The organism is Tistrella sp. (genome assembly GCF_002684955.1).
Lineage (GTDB): Bacteria > Pseudomonadota > Alphaproteobacteria > Tistrellales > Tistrellaceae > Tistrella > Tistrella mobilis.
In genome coordinates, this window is sequence record NZ_NYWI01000014.1 from 23,884 (window position 1) to 47,786 (window position 23,903).

General features: G+C 66.1%; 21 protein-coding genes and 1 pseudogene. 17 read left to right on the forward strand and 5 right to left on the reverse strand.

What is annotated here, in order from left to right; translation table 11 throughout:
* The first annotated feature begins 81 nt into the window (after positions 1-81).
* Both CMO28_RS03445 and CMO28_RS03450 read left to right on the forward strand, forming a co-directional pair.
* Positions 82-1,350 (forward strand): HD domain-containing protein, encoded by a 1,269-nt coding sequence (locus CMO28_RS03445; protein WP_296709642.1) that lies wholly within the window; start codon positions 82-84, stop codon positions 1,348-1,350.
* The gene (locus CMO28_RS03450) at positions 1,347-2,390 is read left to right on the forward strand and encodes a nucleotidyltransferase domain-containing protein (protein ID WP_296709654.1); all 1,044 of its coding nucleotides are present in this window, start codon (positions 1,347-1,349) and stop codon (positions 2,388-2,390) included. The genes CMO28_RS03445 and CMO28_RS03450 overlap by 4 nt, the downstream gene beginning before the upstream one ends.
* A gap of 43 nt (positions 2,391-2,433) precedes the next feature.
* Here CMO28_RS03450 and CMO28_RS03455 read toward each other — a convergent pair whose 3' ends face one another.
* Positions 2,434-3,393: a LysR substrate-binding domain-containing protein gene (locus CMO28_RS03455; protein ID WP_296709657.1), complete on the reverse strand. Its 960-nt coding sequence runs from the start codon at positions 3,391-3,393 to the stop codon at positions 2,434-2,436.
* A 133-nt stretch (positions 3,394-3,526) separates the two neighbouring features.
* Between CMO28_RS03455 and CMO28_RS03460 the strand changes: the two genes are divergently transcribed.
* Positions 3,527-4,156: an FMN-dependent NADH-azoreductase gene (locus CMO28_RS03460; protein WP_296709659.1), complete on the forward strand. Its 630-nt coding sequence runs from the start codon at positions 3,527-3,529 to the stop codon at positions 4,154-4,156.
* A 22-nt stretch (positions 4,157-4,178) separates the two neighbouring features.
* Here the strand turns inward: CMO28_RS03460 and CMO28_RS03465 are convergent, their stop codons facing one another.
* From CMO28_RS03465 to CMO28_RS03480, 4 genes are read right to left on the reverse strand one after another with little or no spacing between them, the layout of a single operon-like run.
* Complete coding sequence (locus CMO28_RS03465) at positions 4,179-4,784, reverse strand: histidine phosphatase family protein (protein ID WP_014745311.1); 606 nt, start codon at positions 4,782-4,784, stop codon at positions 4,179-4,181.
* Between the two features lie 37 nt (positions 4,785-4,821).
* Positions 4,822-6,138: an O-acetylhomoserine aminocarboxypropyltransferase gene (locus CMO28_RS03470; protein ID WP_296709662.1), complete on the reverse strand. Its 1,317-nt coding sequence runs from the start codon at positions 6,136-6,138 to the stop codon at positions 4,822-4,824.
* The gene (locus CMO28_RS03475; protein WP_296709664.1) at positions 6,135-6,638 is read right to left on the reverse strand and encodes a CoA-binding protein; all 504 of its coding nucleotides are present in this window, start codon (positions 6,636-6,638) and stop codon (positions 6,135-6,137) included. Before CMO28_RS03475 ends, CMO28_RS03470 begins: the two co-directional genes overlap by 4 nt.
* 4 nt (positions 6,639-6,642) lie before the next feature.
* Positions 6,643-7,458 (reverse strand): enoyl-CoA hydratase, encoded by an 816-nt coding sequence (locus CMO28_RS03480; RefSeq protein WP_296709665.1) that lies wholly within the window; start codon positions 7,456-7,458, stop codon positions 6,643-6,645.
* Positions 7,459-7,773: 315 nt separating this feature from the next.
* On the opposite strand from CMO28_RS03480, the gene rplM reads away from it, so the two are divergent.
* The 14 genes and pseudogenes from rplM to rseP all read left to right on the forward strand — a co-directional run bounded on the left by rplM (position 7,774) and on the right by rseP (position 23,834).
* Positions 7,774-8,232 (forward strand): 50S ribosomal protein L13, encoded by a 459-nt coding sequence (rplM, locus tag CMO28_RS03485; RefSeq protein ID WP_014745307.1) that lies wholly within the window; start codon positions 7,774-7,776, stop codon positions 8,230-8,232.
* A 55-nt stretch (positions 8,233-8,287) separates the two neighbouring features.
* Positions 8,288-8,734 (forward strand): 30S ribosomal protein S9, encoded by a 447-nt coding sequence (rpsI, locus tag CMO28_RS03490; protein WP_145978220.1) that lies wholly within the window; start codon positions 8,288-8,290, stop codon positions 8,732-8,734.
* Positions 8,735-9,173: 439 nt separating this feature from the next.
* Positions 9,174-10,103, forward strand: a complete 930-nt coding sequence (locus tag CMO28_RS03495) for a helix-turn-helix transcriptional regulator (RefSeq protein WP_296709669.1) — start codon at positions 9,174-9,176, stop codon at positions 10,101-10,103.
* A gap of 78 nt (positions 10,104-10,181) precedes the next feature.
* The gene (locus tag CMO28_RS03500; protein WP_296709671.1) at positions 10,182-11,609 is read left to right on the forward strand and encodes an amidase; all 1,428 of its coding nucleotides are present in this window, start codon (positions 10,182-10,184) and stop codon (positions 11,607-11,609) included.
* 283 nt (positions 11,610-11,892) lie between these two features.
* Positions 11,893-12,387: a hypothetical protein gene (locus CMO28_RS03505; RefSeq protein WP_296709673.1), complete on the forward strand. Its 495-nt coding sequence runs from the start codon at positions 11,893-11,895 to the stop codon at positions 12,385-12,387.
* Positions 12,388-12,483: 96 nt separating this feature from the next.
* Positions 12,484-15,984 (forward strand): DNA polymerase III subunit alpha, encoded by a 3,501-nt coding sequence (gene dnaE / locus CMO28_RS03510; protein WP_296709676.1) that lies wholly within the window; start codon positions 12,484-12,486, stop codon positions 15,982-15,984.
* Positions 15,985-16,276: 292 nt separating this feature from the next.
* Positions 16,277-17,083, forward strand: a complete 807-nt coding sequence (rpsB, locus tag CMO28_RS03515) for a 30S ribosomal protein S2 (RefSeq protein WP_296709679.1) — start codon at positions 16,277-16,279, stop codon at positions 17,081-17,083.
* A gap of 237 nt (positions 17,084-17,320) precedes the next feature.
* A complete protein-coding gene (gene tsf, locus CMO28_RS03520) occupies positions 17,321-18,244 on the forward strand; it encodes a translation elongation factor Ts (protein ID WP_014745298.1) in 924 nt (307 codons plus the stop codon).
* Between the two features lie 260 nt (positions 18,245-18,504).
* Positions 18,505-19,233, forward strand: coding sequence for a UMP kinase (gene pyrH, locus CMO28_RS03525; protein ID WP_014745297.1), 729 nt, complete (start codon positions 18,505-18,507; stop codon positions 19,231-19,233).
* Positions 19,234-19,275: 42 nt separating this feature from the next.
* Positions 19,276-19,797: a ribosome recycling factor gene (gene frr, locus CMO28_RS03530; protein WP_228382309.1), complete on the forward strand. Its 522-nt coding sequence runs from the start codon at positions 19,276-19,278 to the stop codon at positions 19,795-19,797.
* A 37-nt stretch (positions 19,798-19,834) separates the two neighbouring features.
* Positions 19,835-20,548, forward strand: coding sequence for an isoprenyl transferase (locus CMO28_RS03535; protein ID WP_296709686.1), 714 nt, complete (start codon positions 19,835-19,837; stop codon positions 20,546-20,548).
* Positions 20,535-21,419, forward strand: coding sequence for a phosphatidate cytidylyltransferase (locus tag CMO28_RS03540; RefSeq protein ID WP_269451115.1), 885 nt, complete (start codon positions 20,535-20,537; stop codon positions 21,417-21,419). Before CMO28_RS03535 ends, CMO28_RS03540 begins: the two co-directional genes overlap by 14 nt.
* Before the next feature lie 53 nt (positions 21,420-21,472).
* A pseudogene (locus tag CMO28_RS29870) lies at positions 21,473-22,627 on the forward strand (1-deoxy-D-xylulose-5-phosphate reductoisomerase).
* A gap of 79 nt (positions 22,628-22,706) precedes the next feature.
* Complete coding sequence (gene rseP, locus CMO28_RS03550; RefSeq protein WP_296709697.1) at positions 22,707-23,834, forward strand: RIP metalloprotease RseP; 1,128 nt, start codon at positions 22,707-22,709, stop codon at positions 23,832-23,834.
* Positions 23,835-23,903: the final 69 nt, after the last annotated feature.

Consider the following 23,903-nt stretch of genomic DNA (forward strand, 5'->3'; position numbering starts at 1 on the left):
GCCGGCGCTGCGGATGCTAGATCAGGTGGCCGGCTGCGTGGGGCTCCCCGACCTGCGGCGCGGCACGCGAGCGGAGACGGCATGACCGGACGGCAGATCACCATCTGGGACTTCGGAGTCGAGACGGCGGAGCCGCCCCATGCGCCCGCCCTGGCCGAAGCTTTCGAGGATCTGGCCGACTGGGCGCCGGTGTCGTGGCCTGAAGAGGCGAGGGCGGCGGGCGATCTGTTTCCCGAGGCGCCGCGTTTCCGTTTCCGTCTGGACGACGGTGCCATCGCCCAGGCTTTTCCGCAGACCCTGCACCGCGAGCTGATCGCCAGCCCCGGATTTCAGCGGCTGCGCGACATCTCGTTCCTGGGGGTCATCGACCGGCTGTTCCACCCGAACGGCAAGCCGTCTTTCGTCCGGCATAACCGTTATCATCATTCGCTGGGCGTGGCGCTGCTGGCCGTCAGCTACTGCCGGCTGGCGGGCGTTCAGCCGCGTGACCGCGATCTGCTGATTGCCGCCGCTCTGCTCCACGATGTGGGTCACGGGCCGCTGTCGCATACGCTGGAGCCGGTCTTCGCCGACCGGTTCGGTATCGATCATCACGCGGCGACGGCGGCGGTGATCCGGGGCGACGTGCCGATCGGTCGCGATGTTCGCGCCGCGCTCGACCGGCATGGCGTCGACCCCGACGAGGTGGTGGCCCTGATTGCCCGCCGGTCTAACCGCCCGCATGCGCATCTGTTCTCCGGCCCGATCAACATCGATACGATCGACGGCATCTGCCGTGCGAACACCTATCTCCACCGGGCGCCGGTCGATGCCCACCCGCTGATCTCGGTTCTGGCGCTGGCCCGGGTCGACCGCGCCGGGGTGCGCCGCCTGGATGGTTTCTGGCGGCTGAAGGAGCGGATCTACGACAGTTTCATCTATGGTGACGTCTGCCGCTCGGCCGATGCGCTGGTGCAGCGTCATGTCGACCAGACGATCGACCGGTACCGGGCCGAGGATTTCTTCCTGACCGAGCGCGCTCTGCTCGGCCGCGTGCGTGATCTCCAGGCGCTGATCGCCATCCTTGTGGGCCATATCCATGCCGATTTCCGTGCGGCCCGTGCTGCCGCTGTCGGCCGCAAGCGGGCAGCCGCCGAGCCGGCGGTGCCCGTCGAGATGGTCATGGGGCGCGAGCGCCGCTTCACCATCGAGCCCGACGTGGTGCTGGACTCTCCCGAAGCTTATGCCCGGCGCTACCGTGAGGTGAAGACCCGCCGCAAGCGGCCGCTTTATGGCCTGTCCGCGCTGGCGGCCATCGCGGCTGAGGGGGCAGGCGGGCGCCAGCCCGACCTGTTCGGCGTCGCGGCATGACCGCCGATCATGCCCCCGTCGCCGCGGGCTTCACGGCCCTCGAGGCCGACGCCCCGCATCTGGTGCAGCTGCGCCGACGCACGGAGGCGCAACTCGGGCGGCTTTCCGATGCCCTGCCGACGGTACCGGTGCTGGACGATGACGCCCTCTTCCGGGGCGCTGAGCCCGCGGGTGTGATTGAACCCGGCCTGTCGGTGGTGGTCTGCGGATCCTATGGCCGCGGCGAGGCCGGTCCGCAGGCGGATCTGGACAGCTATGTGCTTTACGAGCCGGAGCGGGCCGCCGAGGCCAGGGCCCGGGTGCTGGCCCGGCGGGTTCACGGGGCGGCGAAGGCGGCGGGTATCCGCCAGCCGGCGGATGGCGGCGCCTTCGAGAGTGCCCAGTCCACCGATGCCCTGATCAACACCATCGGTGGCGTTGCGGATGTCAACCAGATCACCACCCGCCGCCTCCTGATGCTGCTGGAAGGGCGGGCGCTCGCCGGCGAGGCCGTCTTCCGCCGGACCCTCGACGGGCTGATCGCCACCTATGTGCAGGATCATCATGGTCGCGACGATCCGGCGACCTTTCTGCTCAACGACGTGATCCGTTATTACCGCAGCATCTGCGTCGACTTCGAGATGAAGACCCGGGGGGCCGAGGCCAAGGGCTGGGGCCTGCGCAATGTGAAGCTCGTCTTCTCACGCAAGCTGCTCTACGTCTCGGGCGTGGTGGCTGCGGCCGAAACGGCGGCGCTCGCCGTGGAGGAGAAGCGCCGCCTGCTCGGCGGCCTTCTGGGCCGCCCGCCGATCGACCGCATGCTCGATGTCTGCGGCCCGATGGCACTGGCGCCGGCGCTCAGCCACTACGATCGGTTTCTGGCGGCACTCGATGATCCGGCGAATCGCGCCGCCCTCGATGTGCCGCCGGCCGAAGCCAGGGCATTGCCGCTCTATCGCGAGCTTAAGGACGAGGCGGCCGGCTTCAGCCGTGAACTCATGATCCTGATCGAGACCCGCTACCCCGCGGATCATCCGCTTCGCCTTCGGCTGGTGCTCTGAGACCTCAGGGTGCAGCGGCGACCCGCCTCGACGAGACGGCCGGCTACGGACATCTGCGGTCTCCTCGTGAATAGCCCGCCTCGCCATCGAATTCGTCCGCGAGCCGGTCGATCAGGCGGCGCACGGCCGGAACCAGGCCGCGGCGGGATGGGAAGGCGGCATGCACTGCGCCTGATGGCGGGTGCCAGTCGGGCAGCAGGGCAACCAGCCGTCCGGCCTCCAGATGCGGGGCCACCAGATAATCCGGCAGGATGGTGACGCCGATGCCGGCCAGGGCCATGTGATGCAGGGTGGGCAGATCATCGACGGCCAGCCGCGGATGATGGGCCACCCGCACGATCTCGCCGCCGGGCCCGGTGAGCACCCAATGATGGGGCGGGCTGGCGTCATTGCCCGCATGGCTGCGCATCCCCGGAAGGGTCTGGGCGATGGTCGGCAGTGTCGCGATCTCTTCAGGCCGGGTGACGGGCGGGCGGCCATGCAGCAGCTGCGGTGACGCCACGACCACGCTCGCGCTCTGTCCCAGGATCCGCACCACCAGATCGGTATCCTCAAGCGGCAGAGGCCTGACCCTCAGCGCCAGATCGAAGCCTTCCTCGATCACATCCACCCGCCGCTGGGTCGCCTCCACCTCCACCCGGACTTCAGGATAGTCGGCCATGAAGCGGGAAAGGATAGGTGCTATTGCCGTGAACAGCAGCGGCAGGGGGCAGCTCATCCGGATCAGGCCGCGCGGCTCTGCCCGGCTGTGATCGATCACCTCCTGTGCGGCTTCTGCGGCGGCGATCACGGCCTGGCAATGGCGATGATAGGCGCGGCCGACCTCGGTGACCGTCCAGGCGCGGGTATTGCGCTGGATCAGCCGCACGCCGAGACGGTCTTCGAGTGCGGCGAGCCGTCGGCTGACCGTGGATTTGGGCAGGCTCAACGCGCGGGCGGCAGCGGCGATCCCGCCATGCTCGACGATGCGGGCAAAGATCATCAGATCGTTCAGGTCCTGCATCGGCCACCTCGCCCTGGCGTTCCACCAATGGAACGTATTATCCAGGATTTGCCATCTGGTGTCAGGCCCGTTCCATTGGCAGGTATAGGGCGAAAGCTTTCCAACGTCTCAACATCACTCAGGGATGTCCGCCATGAAGCTGCTCCAGATCCACTCCAGCGCCGCGGAAGGCGAATCAGTCAGCCGCCAGCTGGTCGAGACCATCACCACCGCCATTGCCGAGGCCGTGCCGGGCCTCGAAATCGTCACCCGCGATCTGGCGGCCCACGAGCTGCCGCATCTGTCGGCGGAGCGCATGCCGGTGGTCCGTGCCGGCAAGACCGAGGATCTGACGCCGGTCCAGCAGGATGAGCTGGCGCTGGCCGAGGCCGTGCTCGACGAGTTCCTGTCGGCGGACGTCGTGGTGGTCGGCGCGCCGATGTACAATTTCTCGGTGCCGAGCCAGCTCAAGGCCTGGATCGATCGTCTGGCCCGCGCCGGCCGCACCTTCCGCTACGGCCCGAATGGTGCCGAAGGCCTGGCCGGTGGTCGCAAGGTGATCGTGGTGTCGAGCCGTGGCGGCGTCTATTCGTCGAATCCGGCGATGGCAGCCTTCGAGCATCAGGAGAGCTGGCTGAAGGCGGTCTTCAGCTTCATCGGCATCACCGATGTCGAGATCGTTCGTGCCGAGGGCATCGGCATGGGCCCCGAGGCGCGCGCCAAGGCGATTGCCGCGGCCGAGGCCGAGATCGCCCGCCTGGTGCCGCAGGCGGTTGCCGCCTGACGGCCGCTGCGCACCCGCGCCGTCAGCTCCCCGGGATCCAGCAGCGCCACGACCCGTCGCGGGCGCGCTGGAACACCAGCGGCACGGCGTTCTGCGCCTTCTCGACCGGCATCGGTGCGCCGAGCAGCTTCGAGAGGGCGAGCGACGTGCCCGAGTGAGCGACGATCAGCGGGCGGCGCGGGCTGCCCATCATGCGCAGCGCCCCTGCAAGAGCATGCGCCGTCCGATCCAGGAACGCCGCCCAGGGCTCGCCCCCGGGCGGCGTTTCTTCGTAGGGTGGCCGGTCGCCGAGTGGCGCACCTTCATACATGCCCCAGTTCCGTTCGCGCAGGCCCGGGACCAGCTGCACCACATCGGTCATGCCCAACCCTTCGGCGATGATCGCCGCGGTGCTCCGTGCCCGCTGCATCGGGCTTGCGGCGATGGCATCGGGGCCGAGGGCGCGGACCGGTTCGATGGCCGCCCAGGCCTCCGCGCGGCCGGTTTCGTCGAGCGGGATGTCGCTCTGGCCGGCGACGCGGCCCTCGGCATTGAAGGCCGTGCGGCCATGGCGCAGAAAGATCAGCCGGTCGACGGATGCAAGGGCGGGCAGGGCAGGACCTGCCCCGGGGAAATGCGACGGAGCCATGAACGGAATGGAAGCCTCGGGTCGGGGAGGTGTGTGGTCAGAGCTGCGCGAAAGCCTGGTCGAGATCCGCGATCAGGTCGTCGACCGTCTCGATGCCGATCGAAATCCGGATGACATCGTCACCGGCGCCGCTCTTCGTCCGGTCTTCGGGTGACAGCTGGCGATGGGTGGTCGAGGCGGGGTGCAGGATCAGGGACCGGGTGTCGCCGACATTGGCGAGATGGCTGAACAGTTCCACGCTTTCCACCAGCCGGATACCGGCTTCATAGCCGCCCTTCAGACCGAAGGTGAAGACCGGGGCGACGCCGCGCGGCATCTGCCGGCATCCCAGATCGTATTGCGGGCTGGATGGCAGACCGGCATACGAGACCCAGGCGACCTTGGGATGGGCTTCCAGCCACGCCGCGACCGCCTTGGCATTCGCCACATGGCGGTCCATGCGCAGTGGTAGGGTCTCGATCCCGGTCATGATCATGAAGGCGTTGAAGGGCGAGAGCGTCGGGCCGAAATCCCGCAGCGCCACGGCATGCGCATGGACGGTAAAGGCAAAGTCGCCGAAGGTCTCTTCGAACCGCAGGCCGTGATAGCCGGGATTGGGTTCGGACAGCGACGGGAACTTGCCGGATGCCTTCCAGTCGAAACGGCCGCTTTCCACGATCGCCCCGCCCAGCGAATTGCCGTGGCCGCCCAGAAACTTGGTCAGCGAATGGGTGACGAGATCGGCGCCCAGATCGAAGGGCTGGCAGAGATAGGGGCTGGGAATGGTGTTGTCGACGATCAGCGGCAGGCCATGGGCATGGGCGACATCGGCGAGGGCGGCAATGTCGGTGAGCACACCCGAAGGGTTGGACTGGCTTTCGACGAACACTGCCTTGGTGCGCGGCCCGATCGCCCTGGCGACCTCGTCGGGGTTGCGGGCGTCGACGAAGCTGCAGCCCCAGCCGAAGCGCTTGAAGCTCTGGCTGAATTGCGTGTACGAGCCGCCATAGAGGAAGCGGGAGGCGACCAGATCGTCGCCCGCCTCCATCAGGCTGGCCAGTGCCAGGAACTGCGCGGCATGGCCGCTGGCGCAGGCGGTGGCGCCGCGGCCGCCTTCGAGTGCTGCCACCCGTTCCTCCAGCGCCGAAACGCTGGGATTGCCCAGGCGCGAATAGATGTTGCCGAAGGTTTGCAGGTTGAACAGAGACGCGGCGTGATCGACGCTGTCGAACACGAAGGACGAGGTCTGATAGATCGGCGTCACCCGCGCGCCGGTATGGGGCTCCGGCCGGTTGCCGGCATGGACGGCGAGGGTTGAAAAGCCGAAGCCGCCGGCGCCGCTGGCGGCATCCGGCTTCGTCGTCTGATCGGTCATCGGGGCGGCCCCATACGCTTGGCGCTGATCACGCCGGTGTTCACGCCGCTCCAGCCCAGCTCCCCGGACAGGCGGCCGTATTCGATCTTCGGGCAGCGGTTCATCACCACGTTCAGCCCGGCCGCTTCGGCGCGGGCGGCTGCCGCGTCGTTGCGCACGCCCAGCTGCATCCACACCGTCTTCGCGCCGATGCGGATGGCATCGTCGGTGATCGGCCCTGCGGCTTCGGAATTGCGGAAGATGTCCACCATATCGGGGACCACCGGCAGCTCGTCCAGCGTCGCGTAGACGGGTTCACCCAGAATGGTCTGGCCGGCGGCGACGGGGTTGACCGGGATCACCCGATAGCCCTTTTCCTGCAGATACTTCATGGCGAAATAGCTTGGCCGGTTCCAGTTCGGGCTGGCGCCGACCATGGCGATGACGCGGGTGTTGCGCAGGATGTCGCGGATATAGGCATCCGGATAGCGGTCATGGACGACCGCACGGGTCCCGGTCATCGGATCAGCACCCCTGCCAGACGGGCTGGCGCTTGTTGATGAAGGCGTCGATGCCCTCTTCGGCATCGCGGGCCATCATGTTTTCGGTCATCACCCGCGAGGCATAGGCATAGGCATAGGCGTCGTCGAGCGGCATCTCGACCTGCGCGTAGAAGGCCTCCTTGCCGATCTTGAGCGTCAGCGGCGACTTGGACGCGATGATCCGCGCCATGCCCATCACCGTGTCCGACAGCTCTTCGGGGGCGACGACGCGATTGACCAGGCCGAAGCGGTATGCCGTCTCGGCATCGGCCATCTGGCCCAGCAGCAGCATCTCCATCGCGTGCTTGCGGCCGACCGCGCGCGAGAGCGCCACCATCGGCGTCGAGCAGAACAGGCCGAGATTGACGCCGGGTGTCGCGAAGCGGGCGGTGGTGGCGGCAACCGCCAGGTCGCAGCTCGCCACCAGCTGGCAGCCTGCCGCCGTGGCGATGCCCGACACTTCGGCGATCACCGGCTTGGGCAGGCGCACGATCCGGGTCATCATCCGGCTGCACTGGGCGAAGAGCGCTTCATAAGAGGCGCGATCCGGTGACGCCCGCATTTCTTTCAGATCGTGGCCGGCGCAGAAGGCCGGGCCTTCCGCACGCAGCACCACCACCCGTGCCGCAGGGTCGGCGGCGATCTGCTCCAGAGCGGTTTCGATCGCGGTCATCATGCCGAGAGACAGCGCGTTCCGCTGGGCCGAGCGGGTAAGGGTCAACACGGCAACGCCATCGGCCTCCACCTCAAGCCGGATGGGGGCTGCCTCGGCGGTCCTGGTCGGCGACTGATCGGTCATGGCGCGTTCTCCCTCCCTCTTCGGGATATCGATCCGGAATGTCTGCGGGTCTCGTCAACTGCGTGCCCTGCGGCAACGGCCCTGCAGTTTTGCGCGCATCATAACGCTCTCCGACGCCCCCGTCCAAGTCTCTGCCGGTGCCCGAACGGGTGCGAAAAGGCTGCAAAGCGGCGGTTCTCCTGGGACAGAATGTGTGGTATTATAATACCAAATTTATAAACCATTGAAAATAAACGAACATTACCCATTGACGGCCGCGGGTTCCGTGGCATACTCCGCCTCCAGTTTCAAGAACCCATCTCGGTGCCAAGGCTCATGAAGACCTATACCGCCAAGCTGGCAGACCTTGAGCACAAGTGGACGGTGATCGACGCTGACGGGCTCGTGCTCGGCCGTCTCGCCGCCCTTGTTGCCAACCGTCTGCGCGGCAAGCACAAGCCGATGTTCACCCCCCACATGGATTGCGGCGATCACATCGTGATCGTCAATGCCGAAAAGGTGGTGCTCACCGGCCGCAAGCGCGTCCAGAAGACCTACTACTGGCACACCGGCCATCCGGGCGGCATCAAGGAGCGGACCGCGGACAAGATCCTCGACGGTCGCTACCCTGAGCGTGTGATCGAGGCCGCCGTGCGCCGCATGGTCCCCCGTGGCCCCCTCGGCCGCGATGTGATGCGCAAGCTGCACGTCTATGCCGGCCCCGAGCATCCGCATGCGGCCCAGACCCCGGAGCCGCTGGACGTCGCCGCCCTGAACCGCAAGAACGTGGGGTAATCGAGCTATGACCGAAACCAACGTTCAGGCCCAGGGCCTCGGCGCGCTGAAGGACATGGCCCAGGCCGCCGGTCTGATCGCCGACGAGCAGCTTCCCGAGCCGGTCCGCGATGCGCAGGGCCGCTCCTATGCCACCGGCAAGCGCAAGAACGCGATCGCTCGCGTCTGGGTGAAGCCGGGTTCGGGCAAGATCACCGTCAACGGCCAGGACGCCGACGCCTATTTCAAGCGTCCGGTTCTGATGATGGTCATCCGCCAGCCCTTCACCGTGGCCAACGTCGTCGACAATTTCGACATCGTTGCGACCGTGGTCGGCGGCGGCCTGTCGGGTCAGGCGGGTGCCGTGCGTCACGGCATCAGCAAGGCGCTCACCCTCTACGAGCCGACCCTGCGCAAGCCGCTGAAGAAGGAAGGCTTCCTGACCCGCGACAGCCGCGTCGTCGAGCGCAAGAAGTACGGTAAGGCCAAGGCCCGCCGCAGCTTCCAGTTCTCGAAGCGCTGATCCGCGCCGGGGCTGCGATCCTTCCGGGATCTGCGGCCCCGTGCACCGGGTATGCCTTTGCGAAAAGCCGGCAGTCCCCTTTGGGGCTGCCGGCTTTAATATTTTAGAGAAATAACTTTAGGACCATAGCAACGTTGTCATCGTTTGTCCGTACGAAGCCGTCGCTGAGGCTGTCGATCTCGATGAGCGCCTTGTGACCTCTTCTAAGCTCTTTCACGAAATCGCGCACTTGCTTGTTAGACGCTCCATTTCCCCAATTTTCCAGAGAAAAACTGTGCTTAAATATCATTTTTCTCACCTATTAACTAAGAATGCCTGTATAATACTACCGTGCGGCCTACTGCGTCCATATGAATCGAATCTAGGCCCACTCTAAGGCTGTTGCCTCTCGACGCGTCCTTGTACGATTTTCGGGAGTACATCTTGTTGACGGTGAAGCATGGGCATCCGCAGCTTCTCGGCCTGGCTCGAAGACGTCGACGGCTTTCTCGCTGAAGCCTCGCCGGCGGATGCGCTCGATCTGGCGATCGGACGGCTGGCGGGCGTGCTGGGTTTCGATTCCGCCTGGTACGGCTTTTCCGCCTGGGATGACGGGCGGGTGGAGATCGCCGCCTCGCGCACCTTCAACATCACCGGTCCATTCTTCGACGACTGGCGGGCGATGCGTCATGACGATCTGATGCTGGGCCAGATCCGCCGCGCCCCTGACCGGGTTGCCACCTATCGCAGGCGGCAGGTCGAACAGACGCCCGGGCTGATACGGATGTCGGGGCGCTACGACCTCGACGCCGCGGCGGGCGCGATGTCGTTCCGGCCTGGACAGCCCGCCTCGCTCTTCCTCGCCTGTTATCGCGGTGGTGGGGATGGGAGATCCTGGCATGAGGACGAGCAGGATTTCCTCTACGGTGCGGTCACAACCCTGGACCGCATGGTTCGTGGCCGTGCAGAAGCGCCGACCGTTGCCGATAGCGTGCAACTGCATGTCACCCCGGCGGGTCTGTGCATTTTCGGCTGGCGGCATCTGGCACGGCTGGGTCTCGCAGCCGAGCCGTGGCTGCCGACACCGCTCCGCGAGATCCTCGGACACCCGGGGCGACAGGAGGTTCCGGCACTCGGACTGATGGCCGAGGTCGATGGGGCAGGGGCCGGACTGGTGCGGCTGGTGCTGCGGCGGGTGGCGCCTGTGGACCGGCTCTCCCCGCGCGAGGCCGAGATTGCCGCCCTGCTGGCCCGCGGCCAGGGCCACAAGGAAGTTGCCCGGCAACTTGGGCTGTCGCCCGTCACCATCCGCAATCAGACCCGCCGGATCTATGACAAGCTGGGGATCAATTCCCGTGCCGCTCTGGTGACGGCGCTCGGGTCGATGTGATCCATCTGCATCCTGGAGACCGGCCACGGATGGGCCGAAAATCCTCGGGTCCCGCCATACAAAACAGGGAGACGAGGGATGGAGCTGAAGGATTACGTTGCCGAGGATGCGACCGGCCTTGCCGGTCTGGTCGCGGCAGGCGAAGTGAGCGCCGCCGAGCTGACCGAATGCGCCAATCAGGCGATCGAGGCAGTGAACGGCCGGATCAATGCGGTGGTTCGCCGCTTCGACGAGCCGGTGCCGGGCGACCCGTCCGGTCCTTTTGCCGGTGTGCCCTTCCTGGTGAAGGATCTGGTCCTGGCGGTCGGCGGCCATCCGGAAATGATGGGTTCGCGGATGCTGGGCCAGGGGCAGTTCGTGCCCCCGGTCGATTCGGAACTCTTTGCCCGTTTCAGGCGGGCGGGTTTGAACACGCTGGGGATCACCGCGACGCCCGAATTCGGCTTCAACGCCACGACCGAGGGGCTGCTCTACGGACCGACCCGCAATCCGTGGAATCTGGAGCGATCGCCGGGCGGTTCCTCCGGCGGCTCGGCGGCGGCAGTGGCCGCGGGCATCGTCCCGCTCGCCCATGCCAATGACGGCGGCGGATCGATCCGGATCCCGGCCGCGGCCTGCGGACTGGTGGGTCTCAAGCCCTCGCGCGGGCGCATACCGTTCGGGCCCTATTACGGCCTGCCGCTGCTGGGCATGGCCAACGAGTTTGCCGTGACGCGAAGCATGCGCGACGCGGCCACCCTGCTCGACGCGGTCGCAGGGGCCGATCCCGGGGCAATGACCGATATCCCGCCGCCGGCCGTGCCCTATGCCGAGGCCATCCGAAAGCCGACGCCAAAGCTGCGCATCGCCCTGGCCCGGCAGTGGCCCGGGTCGCCGGCAGCCGCGCCTCATATCGATGCGGCACTGGTCCGGACTGCAAAACTGCTGGAAGCGGAAGGGCATGTCGTCGAAGAGGCGGCGCCGGATTACGACGTGGCCGCCTTCCACCGGGCGAATTTTACCGCCTGGATGTCGTTCCTGGCCGCGGGGGTCTACGGTATGGCCGAGATGCTGAACCTGCAGCCCGGGCCGGACACCGTCGAGGCGGTGACCATGGCCTGTGCGCAGGCAGGGGCGAAGCTCACGGCGCTGGATGTCGAACAGGCCTTCATGGTCATGAACACGGTATCGCGGAGTTTCGGCGCCTTCTTCGGCACTTATGATGCCATTCTGATGCCGGTTCTGAAGGATGTTCCGGTCCCGCTCGGCTATCTTGATCAGAATGATCCCGATCTCGATGCGCAGGGCTGGTATGACCGGTTGTTCGACACGGTCCCCTTCACCGCGCCGTTCAACATGACCGGGCTGCCGGCGATGGCACTTCCTGCGGGCACGCATGACGGCATGCCGTTGCCGATCCAGCTCGCGGCCGGCATGGGTCGCGAGGATATTCTGCTGCAGCTGGGGCGGGATCTGGAAGGGCTCCAGCCCTGGCGTCAGGCCCGGCCGGGGGTGTTTGCCGTCTGAGGTCGACGCTGAGAATGACCGGAGAGCGGCTTGGGGCCGCTCTCCGCATCTGCCGATGCGTGCGGCGTGCTTGCGCAGGTCGTTACATGAGAATTATTGATCACAAAATATATTTTAGATAGAATTTTCCTGCTGCGGTAAACGGTAGGGCGTCGGGCGCCCCCAATGTACCGCAGGCTTTCCACGACATGTTCCGACATCGCCTTCTTCCTGTCCGGATGGCCTGCCAGTGCCGGCTATGAGGCTCTCGGCGGGCCTGCGACGTTTTCGCGGGAGACTTCCAATGACCCTTCCTTTGAACCTGCATCGTGATCCGTTGAATGATCGGCTGATTGCCGTTCTGGACCGGCTCGAGGCTTACGACTTCTCGCGCGTCAACGACATGTGCGCGGCGAAGTTCGGCTGGTCGGCCGAGAAGTGCCGCTGGGCCGAGATGAAGCTCAAGCAGTTCCTTGCGCTCATGTTCCTTGACCCCGACAGCTATCACGCACCGGGGGTGGAGGCGGACGAGTACTGGCACCGTGCCATTCTCGATACCCGCTGGTATATCGGGATGTGCGAGGACCTGTTTGGTACCTATATCCATCACGCCCCGCTCGCGACCCTGGGCGCCGAGCAGGAGGACTACCGTGCGCGCACGTTGCGGGCACTGACCCACTGGTTCGCCGACGATGACTATCGCGCTGACTACCGTCTGATCGAGACCTGCCAGCAGTGCAAGGGGCCGACGCCTGCGACCGACGACATCGTGGCGCATCTCTCGACCCGACTGAACTGACCGTCGGCGAGGGATATGCCCAAGGTTGCTCCGGGCGGGGATTTGGTCCAGATTTCCGGGATCGTCCCCGCCCCGAGCGATGGAGCGCCCTGACCTGTGTCGCACGCCGATTTCGTCCATCTTCGCGTCCATACCGCCTATTCGCTGTCCGAGGGGGCGGTGAAGACCAAGGATCTGGTCAAGCTGGTCAAGGCGCAGAAGATGCCGGCGGTGGCGGTGACCGACACCGGCAATCTGTTCGGCGCGATGGAGATTTCCTCCACCCTGCCCAAGGAAGGCATCCAGCCGATCCTGGGCATGATCATCCGGCTGACCCGTGCTGCCGGCGAGGACCGCTTCGGCCGCCGGCCGGAACCCGAGCCGCTGGTGCTGCTGGCCCAGACCGGGGCCGGCTACGACAATCTCGGCCGGATCGTCAGCCGGGCGTTCATGGAGACGCCGACCGGCGAAACTCCCCAGGTTTCCGAACAGGTTCTGGCAGAGTTTTCGTCCGACATCATCTGTCTGTCGGGTGGCCCCAATGGCCCGGTGGGCGCCCGCATCCTGGAGGGGCGGGACGACGAGGCGCGGGCGCAGGCCGAGCGTCTGGCAGCGATCTTTCCCGGCCGGTTCTATATTGAGCTGATGCGCCATTGCGCCCCGGGGGAGACGCCGCCCGATGCCGAGGCGGACAGCGAGCCGGGGCTGGTCGAGATCGCCTATGATCTCGATCTGCCGCTGGTGGCGACGAATGACGTCTTCTTTACCACCGAGGCGATGTACGAGGCCCATGACGCGCTGCTGTGCATCGCGGAAGGCCGGCATATCGAGGACACCAACCGTCGCCGCCTGACTCCCCACCACTATTTCAAATCGGCGGCGGAGATGCGGGCGCTGTTCGCCGATCTGCCGGAAGCGATCGACAACACGCTGGTGATCGCGCGGCGCTGCGCGGCCAAGGCGCCGTTCCGCAAGCCGATCCTGCCCAAATCCACCCGCGATCCCAATGCGCGGGAGGAGGACGAACTCCGCCGCCTTTCGAAAGAGGGGCTGGAGCGCCGCCTCGAGACGGCGGTTTACACGCCCACCATGGACGAGGCCGCGCGTGAGGCCGTTGCGATACCCTATCGGGAGCGGCTGGACTACGAACTCGACGTGATCGTGAAGATGGGTTTTCCCGGCTACTTCCTGATCGTGGCCGAGTTCATCCAGTGGGCGAAGGCGCACGGCATTCCGGTCGGGCCCGGCCGCGGTTCCGGCGCGGGCTCGGTCGTGGCCTGGTCGCTGACCATCACCGATCTCGACCCGTTGCGGTTCGGCCTGCTGTTCGAGCGCTTCCTGAACCCGGAACGCGTGTCGATGCCGGATTTCGACGTCGACTTCTGTCAGGACCGCCGCGACGAGGTGATCCAGCACGTCCGCGAACTCTATGGCTTCGACCGCGTCGCCCAGATCATCACCTTCGGTAAGCTCCAGGCCCGCGCGGTGCTGCGCGATGTCGGCCGCGTGCTGGGCATGCCTTTCGGTCAGACCGACAAGATCTGCAAGCTGGTCCCGAACAACCCGGCGAACCCGGTCACCCTGCAGGAGGCGATCGACGGCGAACCGGCGCTGCAGCGGGCGCGTGACGAGGATGAACAGGTCGCGCGGCTGATCAGCATCGCGCTCAAGCTCGAAGGCCTCTATCGACACGCCTCGACCCATGCGGCCGGCGTCGTGATCGGCGACCGGCCGCTCGACGAGCTGGTGCCGCTCTATCGCGATCCGCGCTCCGACATGCCGGTCACCCAGTTTTCGATGAAGTATGTCGAGCAGACCGGGCTGATCAAGTTCGACTTCCTGGGGCTGAAAACCCTGACCGTCATCACCACCGCCGAGCGGCTGATCCGGCAGGTCGAGCCCGATTTCGACATCAACCGGGTGCCGCTGGACGACCGGAAGAGCTTCGAGATGCTGGCCCGCGGCGAAGGCGTCGGCGTGTTCCAGCTGGAAAGCTCAGGCATGCGTGACGTGTTGCGCAAGATGCGCCCCGACAAGTTCGAAGACATCATCGCGGTGGTGGCGCTCTACCGCCCGGGCCCCATGGACAACATTCCGCGCTACATTGCGGTCAAGCACGGCTCGGAAGAGGCCGAATACCTCCATCCCATGCTCAAGCCGATCCTGGAGGAAACCTACGGGATCATGATCTATCAGGAGCAGGTGATGCAGGCGGCCCAGGTGCTGGCGGGCTACAGCCTGGGCCAGGCCGATCTGCTGCGCCGGGCGATGGGCAAGAAGATCAAGGAGGAGATGGACGCCCAGCGTGAGAGCTTCACCAAGGGTGCCGTCGCCAACGGGGTCGACAAGGAGACCGCCGGGCTGATCTTCGACCAGATCGCCAAGTTTGCAGGTTACGGCTTCAACAAGTCGCATGCCGCGGCCTACGCGCTGGTCGCCTATCAGACCGCCTACCTCAAGGCCAACTGGCCGGTCGAGTTCATGGCCGCCTCCATGACGCTCGATATGCACAACACCGACAAGCTGGCCGGTTTTCGCCAGGAGCTGAACCGGCTCAAAATCGGCGTGGTGCCGCCGGACGTGAACCAGTCGGACGCGGTGTTCTCGGTGCGCCGGACGAAGAGCGCACCCAAGGGCGAGATCCTCTATGCGCTGGGCGCCCTGAAACAGGTCGGCCCGCAGGCCATGGAGGAACTCGTGGCCGAGCGTCGTAAGGGCGGGCCCTATGCCGATCTCTTCGACCTCTCGGCCCGGCTCGGCACCAAGGTCATCAACAAGCGCATGATGGAAAGCCTGACCAAGGCCGGTGCTTTCGATCGTCTGAACGCCAATCGGGCGCAGGTGATGAACGCCATCGACATGGTGCTGCGCTACGGTCAGGCCGCCCAGGAGGAACGGGAGAGCAACCAGGTCAGCCTGTTTGGCGGGCCGGGCGGCGAGGCCGTGCCCAGGCCGCCCATGCCCTCGGTCGACCCGTGGATGCCGATGGAGCAGCTGAAGCGGGAGCTGGAGGCGGTGGGCTTCTATCTCTCGGCCCATCCGCTCGACGCCTATGACAAGGTCATGGACCGGCTGGGGGTGGTCAGGGCCGGCGATCTGGCGGCCAAGCTGGAGCGGGAAGGGGCGGCCGGCCTCAAGCTCGCGGGCACGCTGATCGCCAAGCAGGAACGCCGTTCGGCCAAGGGCAGCCGGTTCGCCTTTGCGCAGCTCTCGGATCCGACCGGGGTGTTCGAGGTGACCCTGTTCTCGGAAACCCTGTCCCAGGCCCGCGATCTGCTGGAGCCCGGTGTGCCGCTGCTGATCGAGGCGAGTGGCGAATGGCGTGAGGACACCGTCCGGCTGACGGCCCAGAACGTTCGCTCGCTCGATGATGTCGCAGCCTCGTCCTCCGCCCGTCTGACCATTCAGGTGGCGGAAGAGCGGGCGCTCACCCTGATCCGTCGGCTGATCGAACGGGAACCCGAGGGCCGGGGCCGCATTACCCTGGAGCTGGATATCGACCTCGAGGGGGAGCGTCAGGTCGTGCGCCTGGATCTGCCCAAGCCGGTCTCGATCACCCCGGCGCTCAAGGCCGCGCTCAAGATCACGCCGGGGGTGATCGACGCGATCGAGGCCTGAACCGTTGCAAAAACGGCGGAAAGCGGCGGCGATCGCCTGCTAAACCCTTGCCAAACCCCGCCGCGCGGGCTATAGAGCGGCCGTCCCCGACGAGGGTTCGTCGGGGCGTTCACACGCACGCGAGGTCCGCGGCCAACCGCCAGCATGCCCCTTGAAAACACGGGGGAAGGGCGGTCGGCGTCGCTCCGGTGTCGGTACCGGTGGCCGTCGCATCCCGGGGGAAAGCCCCAGGATACGATGCCGGTGCCGATCTCAACCTCGCGGAGGCCGAACCGGAAAAGGACGATTTTCCATGGCGCTTCCCACCTTCACCATGCGTCAGCTTCTCGAAGCCGGCGTTCACTTCGGGCATCAGTCCCGCCGCTGGAACCCGCGCATGGCGCCGTATCTCTACGGCACCCGCAACGGCATCCACATCATCGACCTGCGCGAGACCCAGCCGCAGCTCTATCGTGCGATGGAAGCGGTGCGCGACATCGTCGCCAACCGTGGCCGCGTGCTGTTCGTCGGCACCAAGCGTCAGGCGCAGGAGCTGGTCGCCGAGGGCGCGAAGCGTTGCGGTCAGTACTACGTCAACCGTCGCTGGCTCGGCGGCATGCTGACCAACTGGCAGACCATCTCCAACTCGATCCGCCGTCTGCGTGAGATCGAGCAGCTCCTCGATCAGCAGGCCGATCTGGGCCTGACCAAGAAGGAGCTGCTGAAGCTGACCCGTCAGCGCGACAACCTCGAGGCGTCGCTGGGCGGCATCAAGGACATGGGCGGCCTGCCGGACGCGCTGTTCGTGATCGACACCAACAAGGAAGAGCTGGCGGTCCGCGAGGCGGCGAAGCTGGGCATTCCGGTGATCGCGATCCTGGACAGCAACTCGAACCCCGACGGCGTGACCTTCCCGGTTGCCGGCAATGACGACTCGACCAAGGCGATCCAGCTTTATCTGGAGCTCGTCTCGGGCGCGGTCCTCGACGGCATCCAGCAGGAGATGATCCGTTCGGGTGCTGACCTCGGTGCGCTGGCCGATCCGGTCTCGGTCGATCTCGACGACGAGGGCGTCGAGGAAGAGGCGACCGAAGAGACCGCGGGCGAGGCCCAGGCCTGACGCATCCGGACCACGGACGAACGGCCGCCCTCACCCCGGGGGCGGCTGGCGATGCGGCGGCGCCCCGGGGTGCCGCCGTTCGCGTTTCCGGGCCGGATCGACGACAGAACCCAAGACGGGCAGGGCGCATGCGGCCCCTTAGCCGCAGGATATGCGAACCCGGACCCGCAGGATTTCCGTGACGCGATGCGCCGTCAGGCGACTGCGTTCGCAACAGAACTCACACGAGGTGGAATCATGGCTCAGATCACTGCTGCCCTGGTCAAGGAGCTCCGCGAGAAGACCGGCGCGGGCATGATGGACTGCAAGAAGGCGCTGACCGAGAACGACGGCGACCTGGATGCGGCCATCGACTGGCTGCGCACCAAGGGCCTGTCGCAGGCGGCCAAGAAGGCGAGCCGCGTGGCCTCCGAGGGCCTGGTCGGTGTGAAGGTCGACGGCCTGCGCGCCGCGGTGGTCGAGGTGAACTCCGAGACCGACTTCGTGGCCCGCAACGAGAAGTTCCAGGACTATGTCGCCAAGGTCGCGGGTGTCACCCTTGAGGCCGGCGCCGACATCGAGGCGCTGAAGGCGGCGGCCTATCCCGACGGCGGCACCGTCGAGGCGAAGCTGACCGATCTGATCGCCACCATCGGCGAGAACATGGCCCTGCGTCGCGCGGCCGTGCTCGAGGTGACCGATGGCGTGATCGCCGCTTATGTTCACAACCAGGTCGCCGAAGGCCTTGGCAAGATCGGCGTGCTGGTCGCGCTCGAGTCGACCGGTGACAAGGCGAAGCTGGCCGAACTCGGCCGTCAGATCGCCATGCATGCCGCGGCGGCCCGTCCCGAGGCGCTCGATGTCGCCGACGTGTCGGCCGAGTCGCTCGACCGCGAGCGCGCGGTGCTCATCGAGCAGGCGCGCGAGAGCGGCAAGCCCGAGAGCATCATCGAAAAGATGGTCGAAGGCCGGATCCGCAAGTACTACGAGCAGGTCTGCCTGCTTGAGCAGATCTTCGTGATCGACGGCGAGACCAAGATCCGCAAGGTCGTGGAGAATGCCAAGGGGACGGTCGGTGCGCCGGTGACCCTGAAGGCCTTCGCCCGCTTCGAGCTCGGCGAGGGCGTCGAGAAGAAGCAGGAAGACTTCGCGGCCGAGGTGGAGAAGGCGCTGGGCGCCTGATCCCCTGCTGATCTGCGGATACGAAAGAGGGGCGCTCCGCGGGGCGCCCCTTTTTTGTTTCCATCGCCGTCACCGCACGGCCCGTTGCGGCGGTTGCCTTGGCCCGCGTGCGCGGCTATACGTTACACGGCCCGTGCCCGGCGTCGCTGCCGCGGCTGTCATACCGTGTCCGCATCCGTCCGGCCTGCGCCGACGTAACCACGCCGGATCCGGTCACCTCCCTTCCGGGCCGAACAGCGTCGTCGAACAGGAGACAATCCATGTCGTTCTCCACCCCGCGGTTCCGCCGGGTCCTGCTGAAGGTCTCGGGCGAAGCGTTGATGGGCAATCGCCAGTACGGTCTGGACGTCGATATGGTGGAGCGCGTCGCCGGCGAGATCCGGTCCGTGCAGTCCATGGGCGTGCAGGTCTGCCTGGTGATCGGCGGCGGTAACATCTTCCGTGGCATTTCCGGTGCCGCGACCGGCATGGAGCGGGCCACCGCAGATTACATGGGCATGCTGGCGACGGTCATGAACGCGCTGGCGATGCAGAGCGCGCTGGAGCGGATCGGCGTTGCGACCCGGGTGCAGTCGGCCATCCCGATGTCGAGCATCTGCGAGCCCTATATCCGGCGCCGCGCCGTGCGGCATATGGAGAAGGGCCGGGTGGTGATCTTCGCTGCCGGTACCGGCAACCCCTTCTTCACCACCGACACCGCAGCTGCGCTGCGCGCCGTGGAGATGGGGTGCGATGCGCTGCTGAAGGGCACCCAGGTCGACGGTGTCTATACTGCCGACCCTAAGAAGGACCCGCGCGCCGAACGCTATGACAGCCTCGGCTATCTGGAGGTTCTTTCGCGTGACCTGAAGGTGATGGATGCTTCCGCCATCACGCTGGCCCGCGACAACAACATCCCGATCGTGGTTTTCAACCTGCATCACGCCGGCGGCTTTGCCGAAGTGATGCTCGGTCGGGGACTTTTCACCATCATTACCAACGAGGCCTGAACCGTGTCCAAGGATGACATCATCAAGGACGTCCGCCGCCGCATGGACGGCGCGGTCGACGCCCTGAAGCATGAGCTGGCGGGTCTGCGCACCGGCCGCGCCTCGGCCAATCTGCTCGAGCCGGTGCGTGTCGACGCCTATGGCTCCGAGATGACGGTCTCCCAGGTCGCGACCATCAGCGTTCCCGAGCCGCGCATGCTGTCGGTCCAGGTCTGGGATCAGAGCCTTGCCAAGGCGGTCGAGCGGGCGATTCGCGACAGCGGCCTGGGTCTCAACCCGATCGGCGAGGGCGCCGTGATCCGGGTGCCGATTCCGGAGCTGACCGAAGAGCGTCGCCGCGAGATGGGCAAGGTCGCCTCGCGTTACGGCGAGCAGGCCCGTATCTCGGTGCGCAATGTTCGCCGTGATGGCCTCGACAAGCTCAAGAAGCTTGAGAAGGACAGCGAGATCAGCCAGGACGAGTTGCGTGGCGCCTCGGATCGCGTTCAGACCGTGACCGATGAACGCATCAAGCAGATCGACGATCTGGTGGCGGCGAAGGAAAAGGAGATCATGCAGGTCTGAGTCCGGAGCGCGTCCCCTCAGGATGGAGCCGAGCCCCATGGCGCTGGTCTCAGATCCCCCCTTGCGCCACGTCGCGATCATCATGGACGGCAATGGCCGCTGGGCAAAAGCCCGCGGCCTGCCGCGCACCGTCGGTCATTATCGCGGGGCCGAATCGGTCCGTAAGGTGATCGATCGCGCCGTGGAGCACGGGATCGGTTATCTCACCCTGTTCGCCTTCTCGTCCGAAAACTGGAAGCGCCCGCTCGACGAGGTTCGTGACCTCATGGGGTTGCTGCGGTTTTATCTGGACCGGGAAGTCAAACTGCTGATCGATCGGAATGTCCGCCTCAACTTCATTGGCGACCGTTCGCGACTGTCTTCGGACATGCGCGATCTTCTCCATCGGTCTGTGGAACGGACCCGGCATTGTACCGGAATGGTCCTGACCATCGCGATCAGCTATGGCGGGCGGGCTGAGATCCTGGCGGCGGCGCGGGAGCTTGCGGCCGACGCTCTTGCCGGCCGGGTGGATCTGGACGGGTTGGACGAAGAGTCTTTCGGAGCCCGTCTTCAGACCCACGATCTGCCGGACCCGGATCTGATCATCCGGACCAGCGGCGAGCAGAGGATCAGCAATTTTCTGCTCTGGCAGCTGGCCTATGCGGAGATGATCTTCGTTCCGACATTGTGGCCGGATTTCGATGCGGCAGCGCTTGATGCGGCGCTCGCCGAATACAAACGCCGCGAACGTCGCTATGGCGCCGTCTAGCGGGCCCCGACCCTCGTCAGGAGGTGGGGAGGCGGCGTCCCCGGACGCCCGTGCCGAGCGGCGCCGGACGCTGGAGCTGCGTCTGCTGACGACGCTGGTGCTTGGCCCGCCGGTGCTGGCCCTGATCTATCTGGGCGGCGATGTCTTTCATCTCTTTGCCGGCCTGCTGTCGGTGCTTCTGCTGAATGAATGGCGCCGGCTGGTCGATCTGACCGGCATCACCTGGATGGCGGTCGGGCTGGGTCTCGGCGCCGTCCTCGGTGGCGCTGCCTGGATTGCCGGGACCGGGCGCTACGAGGCCGCTTTGCTGATGGTTGCGGTTGCGGCGCTCGCCGCAGCCTTCCTGAAGATCGAAGGTGCGCGGCGGCGCTGGCTGGCGGCGGGTGTGGTCTATGTCGGCCTGCCGGTTCTGGCGCTGATCTGGCTGAGATCCCAGCCGCTCGGACTGGAATGGACCTTCTGGCTGATGCTCGTGGTCTGGGCCACGGATATCGGCGCGTTCGTCTTTGGCCGGGCCATCGGCGGGTTCAGACTTGCCCCGCGCATCAGCCCGAACAAGACCTGGGCCGGTCTGTTCGGCGGCATGTTTTCCGCGTTTGTCATTTCCGTTCTGGTTGCCGTCATCGCCGGTGTGCGCCTGCCCCAGGACCTCGTGGCCATTGGTGCTGCCGGGGCGGCGCTTGCGGTCGTCGAACAGATCGGCGACCTTGTCGAAAGCGGCGTGAAGCGCCATTTCGGCGTGAAGGACAGCGGCCGGCTGCTGCCGGGCCATGGTGGCCTGCTCGACCGGCTCGACGGCCTGTTGTTCGCCGCCCCGGCGCTGGCACTCATGCTGATGGTGACCGGCGGCCTGTTTGCCGAGGGATTATGACCCAACCCTTACAGTCACCTGCGCAGTCTTCCTCCGTATCTGCTGCATCCGGAATGCAGCGGCGGGTTTCGATCCTCGGGGCGACCGGGTCCGTCGGTCGTCAGACCATCGATCTGATCGCCCGTGATCCCGAGCGCTATCCGGTCGAGGCGTTGACCGCCAACGGCAATGTGGAGCAGCTGGCGCGCGATGCCGTTCAGCTGAGGGCGCGGCTGGCAGTGACAGCCGATCCGGCGCGCTATGCCGATCTGAAGGCGCGCCTTGCCGGCACCGGAATTGAGGCAGCGGCCGGTCCCGATGCTTTGATCGAGGCGGCACAGCGCCCGGCGGACTGGGTGATGGCGGCGATCGTGGGCTCCGCCGGGCTGGCGCCGACGCTGGCGGCCGTGCGTCGCGGTGCGCTCGTCGCACTTGCCAACAAGGAATGCCTGGTCTGCGCCGGCGATCTGTTCACCGCTGAAGTGGAACGCCATGGCGCCCGCCTGCTGCCGGCCGACAGCGAGCACAACGCCATCGCCCAGATCCTGGAGCCCGAGCGCCTGCATGTGGTCGAGAAGGTCATTCTGACCGCCTCGGGTGGTCCGTTCCGGAGCTTTACCCTCGATCAGATGCGCCAGGTGACGCCGGAGCAGGCGGTCGCCCATCCCAACTAGTCGATGGGGGCGAAGATCTCGGTCGACAGCGCCTCAATGATGAACAAGGGGCTGGAACTGATCGAGGCGCATCATCTGTTTCCGGTGGGCCTCGACCGTCTCGACGTGCTGGTCCATCCGCAATCGATCATTCACGGACTGGTCCAGTATGCCGACGGATCGGTCCTGGCCCATCTGGGGGCGCCGGACATGCGCACCCCCATCGCCTGGACGCTGGCCTGGCCCGACCGGCGGCCGGCGCCGAGCGACAGGCTTGATCTGGCGCGGATCGCAACGCTCTCGTTCGAAGCGCCGGATGTGACGCGTTTCCCCTGTCTGGCGCTCGCCCGCGACGCCTTGAAATGCGGGGACGGCGCCGCCACAATCCTCAATGCCGCGAACGAGGTGGCTGTGGCGGCCTTCCTTGCCCGACGGATCGGCTTCCTCGACATCGCCGGTGTGGTGGCCGATACGCTGGACACGGAGCCTCGTGGGGCCCCCGGGTCGATCGACGAGGTGATCGCACTCGACGCCGCGGCCCGGCGTCGGGCCACGGCACTTGTGGACGACCGTTGAACGGCCACGCCCACCTATCGGACGACCCTTTGCGTCGGCGGATGCGCCGTTGCACTTCAAGCGGGATCTCACGCTGCAGATGGACCAACTTATCCAATCGCTGAGCTACCCGATCGGCTTCGCCGTCGTGCTCGGCATCGTCGTCTTCGTGCACGAATACGGCCACTACTGGGTGGCGCGGCGCTGTGGGGTAACCGTCGAGACCTTCTCAATCGGGTTTGGCCCCGAGATCTTCGGTTGGACGGCGAAATCCGGAACCCGCTGGAAGGTCTCGCTTCTGCCGCTCGGCGGTTATGTGAAGATGTATGGCGACGCCGATGCCACCAGCGCGGGTGGCAGTGCCGCAGATGATCCTGCGACCGGCAAGGTGTCCTTCCACGGACGCCCGGTGAAGGCGCGTGCCGCCATCGTCGCGGCCGGACCGGTGTTCAACTTCATTTATGCGATCGTGGCTCTGGCTGCGCTCTACATGATCTGGGGGCAACAGACGACACCGGCGGTCATCGGGAATGTTCTGGAGAATAGCCCGGCGGCTGCGGCCGGGCTGGAGCCCGGCGACCGGGTGACCGGCGTCGATGGCCGGCCGGTCGCCCGGTTCGAGGATCTGCAGACCGCAGTGGTCGCCGGCAATGGCAAGCCGGTGACGCTGGAGGTCGATCGCGACGGCCGTGTCATTTCCATGTCACTGACGCCTGAGATGGTGTCGGTCGACGACCGTTTCGGCAACACGCACCAGATGCCGCGGATCGGCATTTCGGCATCGGGCACCGAATGGGTCCGGCAGGGCCCGGTGGAGGCAGTCACCGGTGCCGTGCGCGAGACGGTATCGATCGTCGCGATGACCTTCGGGGCTGTCGGGGAAATGATCGCGGGAACCAGAGGCACGGAAGAACTGGCTGGCGTTATTGGCATCGCTCAGATGTCGGGTGAGGTGGTGCGCATGAGTGTGGCCACCGTCATCTGGTTTACGGCGATGCTGTCGATCAATCTCGGCCTGATCAATCTTTTGCCGGTCCCCTTGCTCGACGGCGGACATCTGGCATTCTATGCAGCCGAGGCGGCGCGAGGTCGTCCGCTGAGCCAGCGGGCGCAAGAATATGGTTTCCGCTTCGGGCTGGTCTTGGTATTGACGTTGATGATCGTAGCGACCTGGAATGATCTCGTCAGGCTCCGGGTTGTCGACTATCTTGCAGGCCTCTTCACCTGACGCATCGCGATGCAGCAGGGGAGGGGACCCGGTGGGAAAGGTCCGACGGGTCGCATGAATTTTTGAGGT

Bases quoted from the DNA above. Each gene is read 5' to 3' on its own strand.
- CMO28_RS03445 (WP_296709642.1), top strand. From the start codon at position 82: ATGACCGGACGGCAGATCACCATCTGGGACTTCGGAGTCGAGACGGCG.
- CMO28_RS03450 (WP_296709654.1), top strand. From the start codon at position 1,347: ATGACCGCCGATCATGCCCCCGTCGCCGCGGGCTTCACGGCCCTCGAG.
- CMO28_RS03455 (WP_296709657.1), bottom strand. From the start codon at position 3,393: ATGCAGGACCTGAACGATCTGATGATCTTTGCCCGCATCGTCGAGCAT.
- CMO28_RS03460 (WP_296709659.1), top strand. From the start codon at position 3,527: ATGAAGCTGCTCCAGATCCACTCCAGCGCCGCGGAAGGCGAATCAGTC.
- CMO28_RS03465 (WP_014745311.1), bottom strand. From the start codon at position 4,784: ATGGCTCCGTCGCATTTCCCCGGGGCAGGTCCTGCCCTGCCCGCCCTT.
- CMO28_RS03470 (WP_296709662.1), bottom strand. From the start codon at position 6,138: ATGACCGATCAGACGACGAAGCCGGATGCCGCCAGCGGCGCCGGCGGC.
- CMO28_RS03475 (WP_296709664.1), bottom strand. From the start codon at position 6,638: ATGACCGGGACCCGTGCGGTCGTCCATGACCGCTATCCGGATGCCTAT.
- CMO28_RS03480 (WP_296709665.1), bottom strand. From the start codon at position 7,458: ATGACCGATCAGTCGCCGACCAGGACCGCCGAGGCAGCCCCCATCCGG.
- rplM (WP_014745307.1), top strand. From the start codon at position 7,774: ATGAAGACCTATACCGCCAAGCTGGCAGACCTTGAGCACAAGTGGACG.
- rpsI (WP_145978220.1), top strand. From the start codon at position 8,288: ATGGCCCAGGCCGCCGGTCTGATCGCCGACGAGCAGCTTCCCGAGCCG.
- CMO28_RS03495 (WP_296709669.1), top strand. From the start codon at position 9,174: ATGGGCATCCGCAGCTTCTCGGCCTGGCTCGAAGACGTCGACGGCTTT.
- CMO28_RS03500 (WP_296709671.1), top strand. From the start codon at position 10,182: ATGGAGCTGAAGGATTACGTTGCCGAGGATGCGACCGGCCTTGCCGGT.
- CMO28_RS03505 (WP_296709673.1), top strand. From the start codon at position 11,893: ATGACCCTTCCTTTGAACCTGCATCGTGATCCGTTGAATGATCGGCTG.
- rpsB (WP_296709679.1), top strand. From the start codon at position 16,277: ATGGCGCTTCCCACCTTCACCATGCGTCAGCTTCTCGAAGCCGGCGTT.
- tsf (WP_014745298.1), top strand. From the start codon at position 17,321: ATGGCTCAGATCACTGCTGCCCTGGTCAAGGAGCTCCGCGAGAAGACC.
- pyrH (WP_014745297.1), top strand. From the start codon at position 18,505: ATGTCGTTCTCCACCCCGCGGTTCCGCCGGGTCCTGCTGAAGGTCTCG.
- frr (WP_228382309.1), top strand. From the start codon at position 19,276: ATGGACGGCGCGGTCGACGCCCTGAAGCATGAGCTGGCGGGTCTGCGC.
- CMO28_RS03535 (WP_296709686.1), top strand. From the start codon at position 19,835: ATGGCGCTGGTCTCAGATCCCCCCTTGCGCCACGTCGCGATCATCATG.
- CMO28_RS03540 (WP_269451115.1), top strand. From the start codon at position 20,535: ATGGCGCCGTCTAGCGGGCCCCGACCCTCGTCAGGAGGTGGGGAGGCG.
- rseP (WP_296709697.1), top strand. From the start codon at position 22,707: ATGGACCAACTTATCCAATCGCTGAGCTACCCGATCGGCTTCGCCGTC.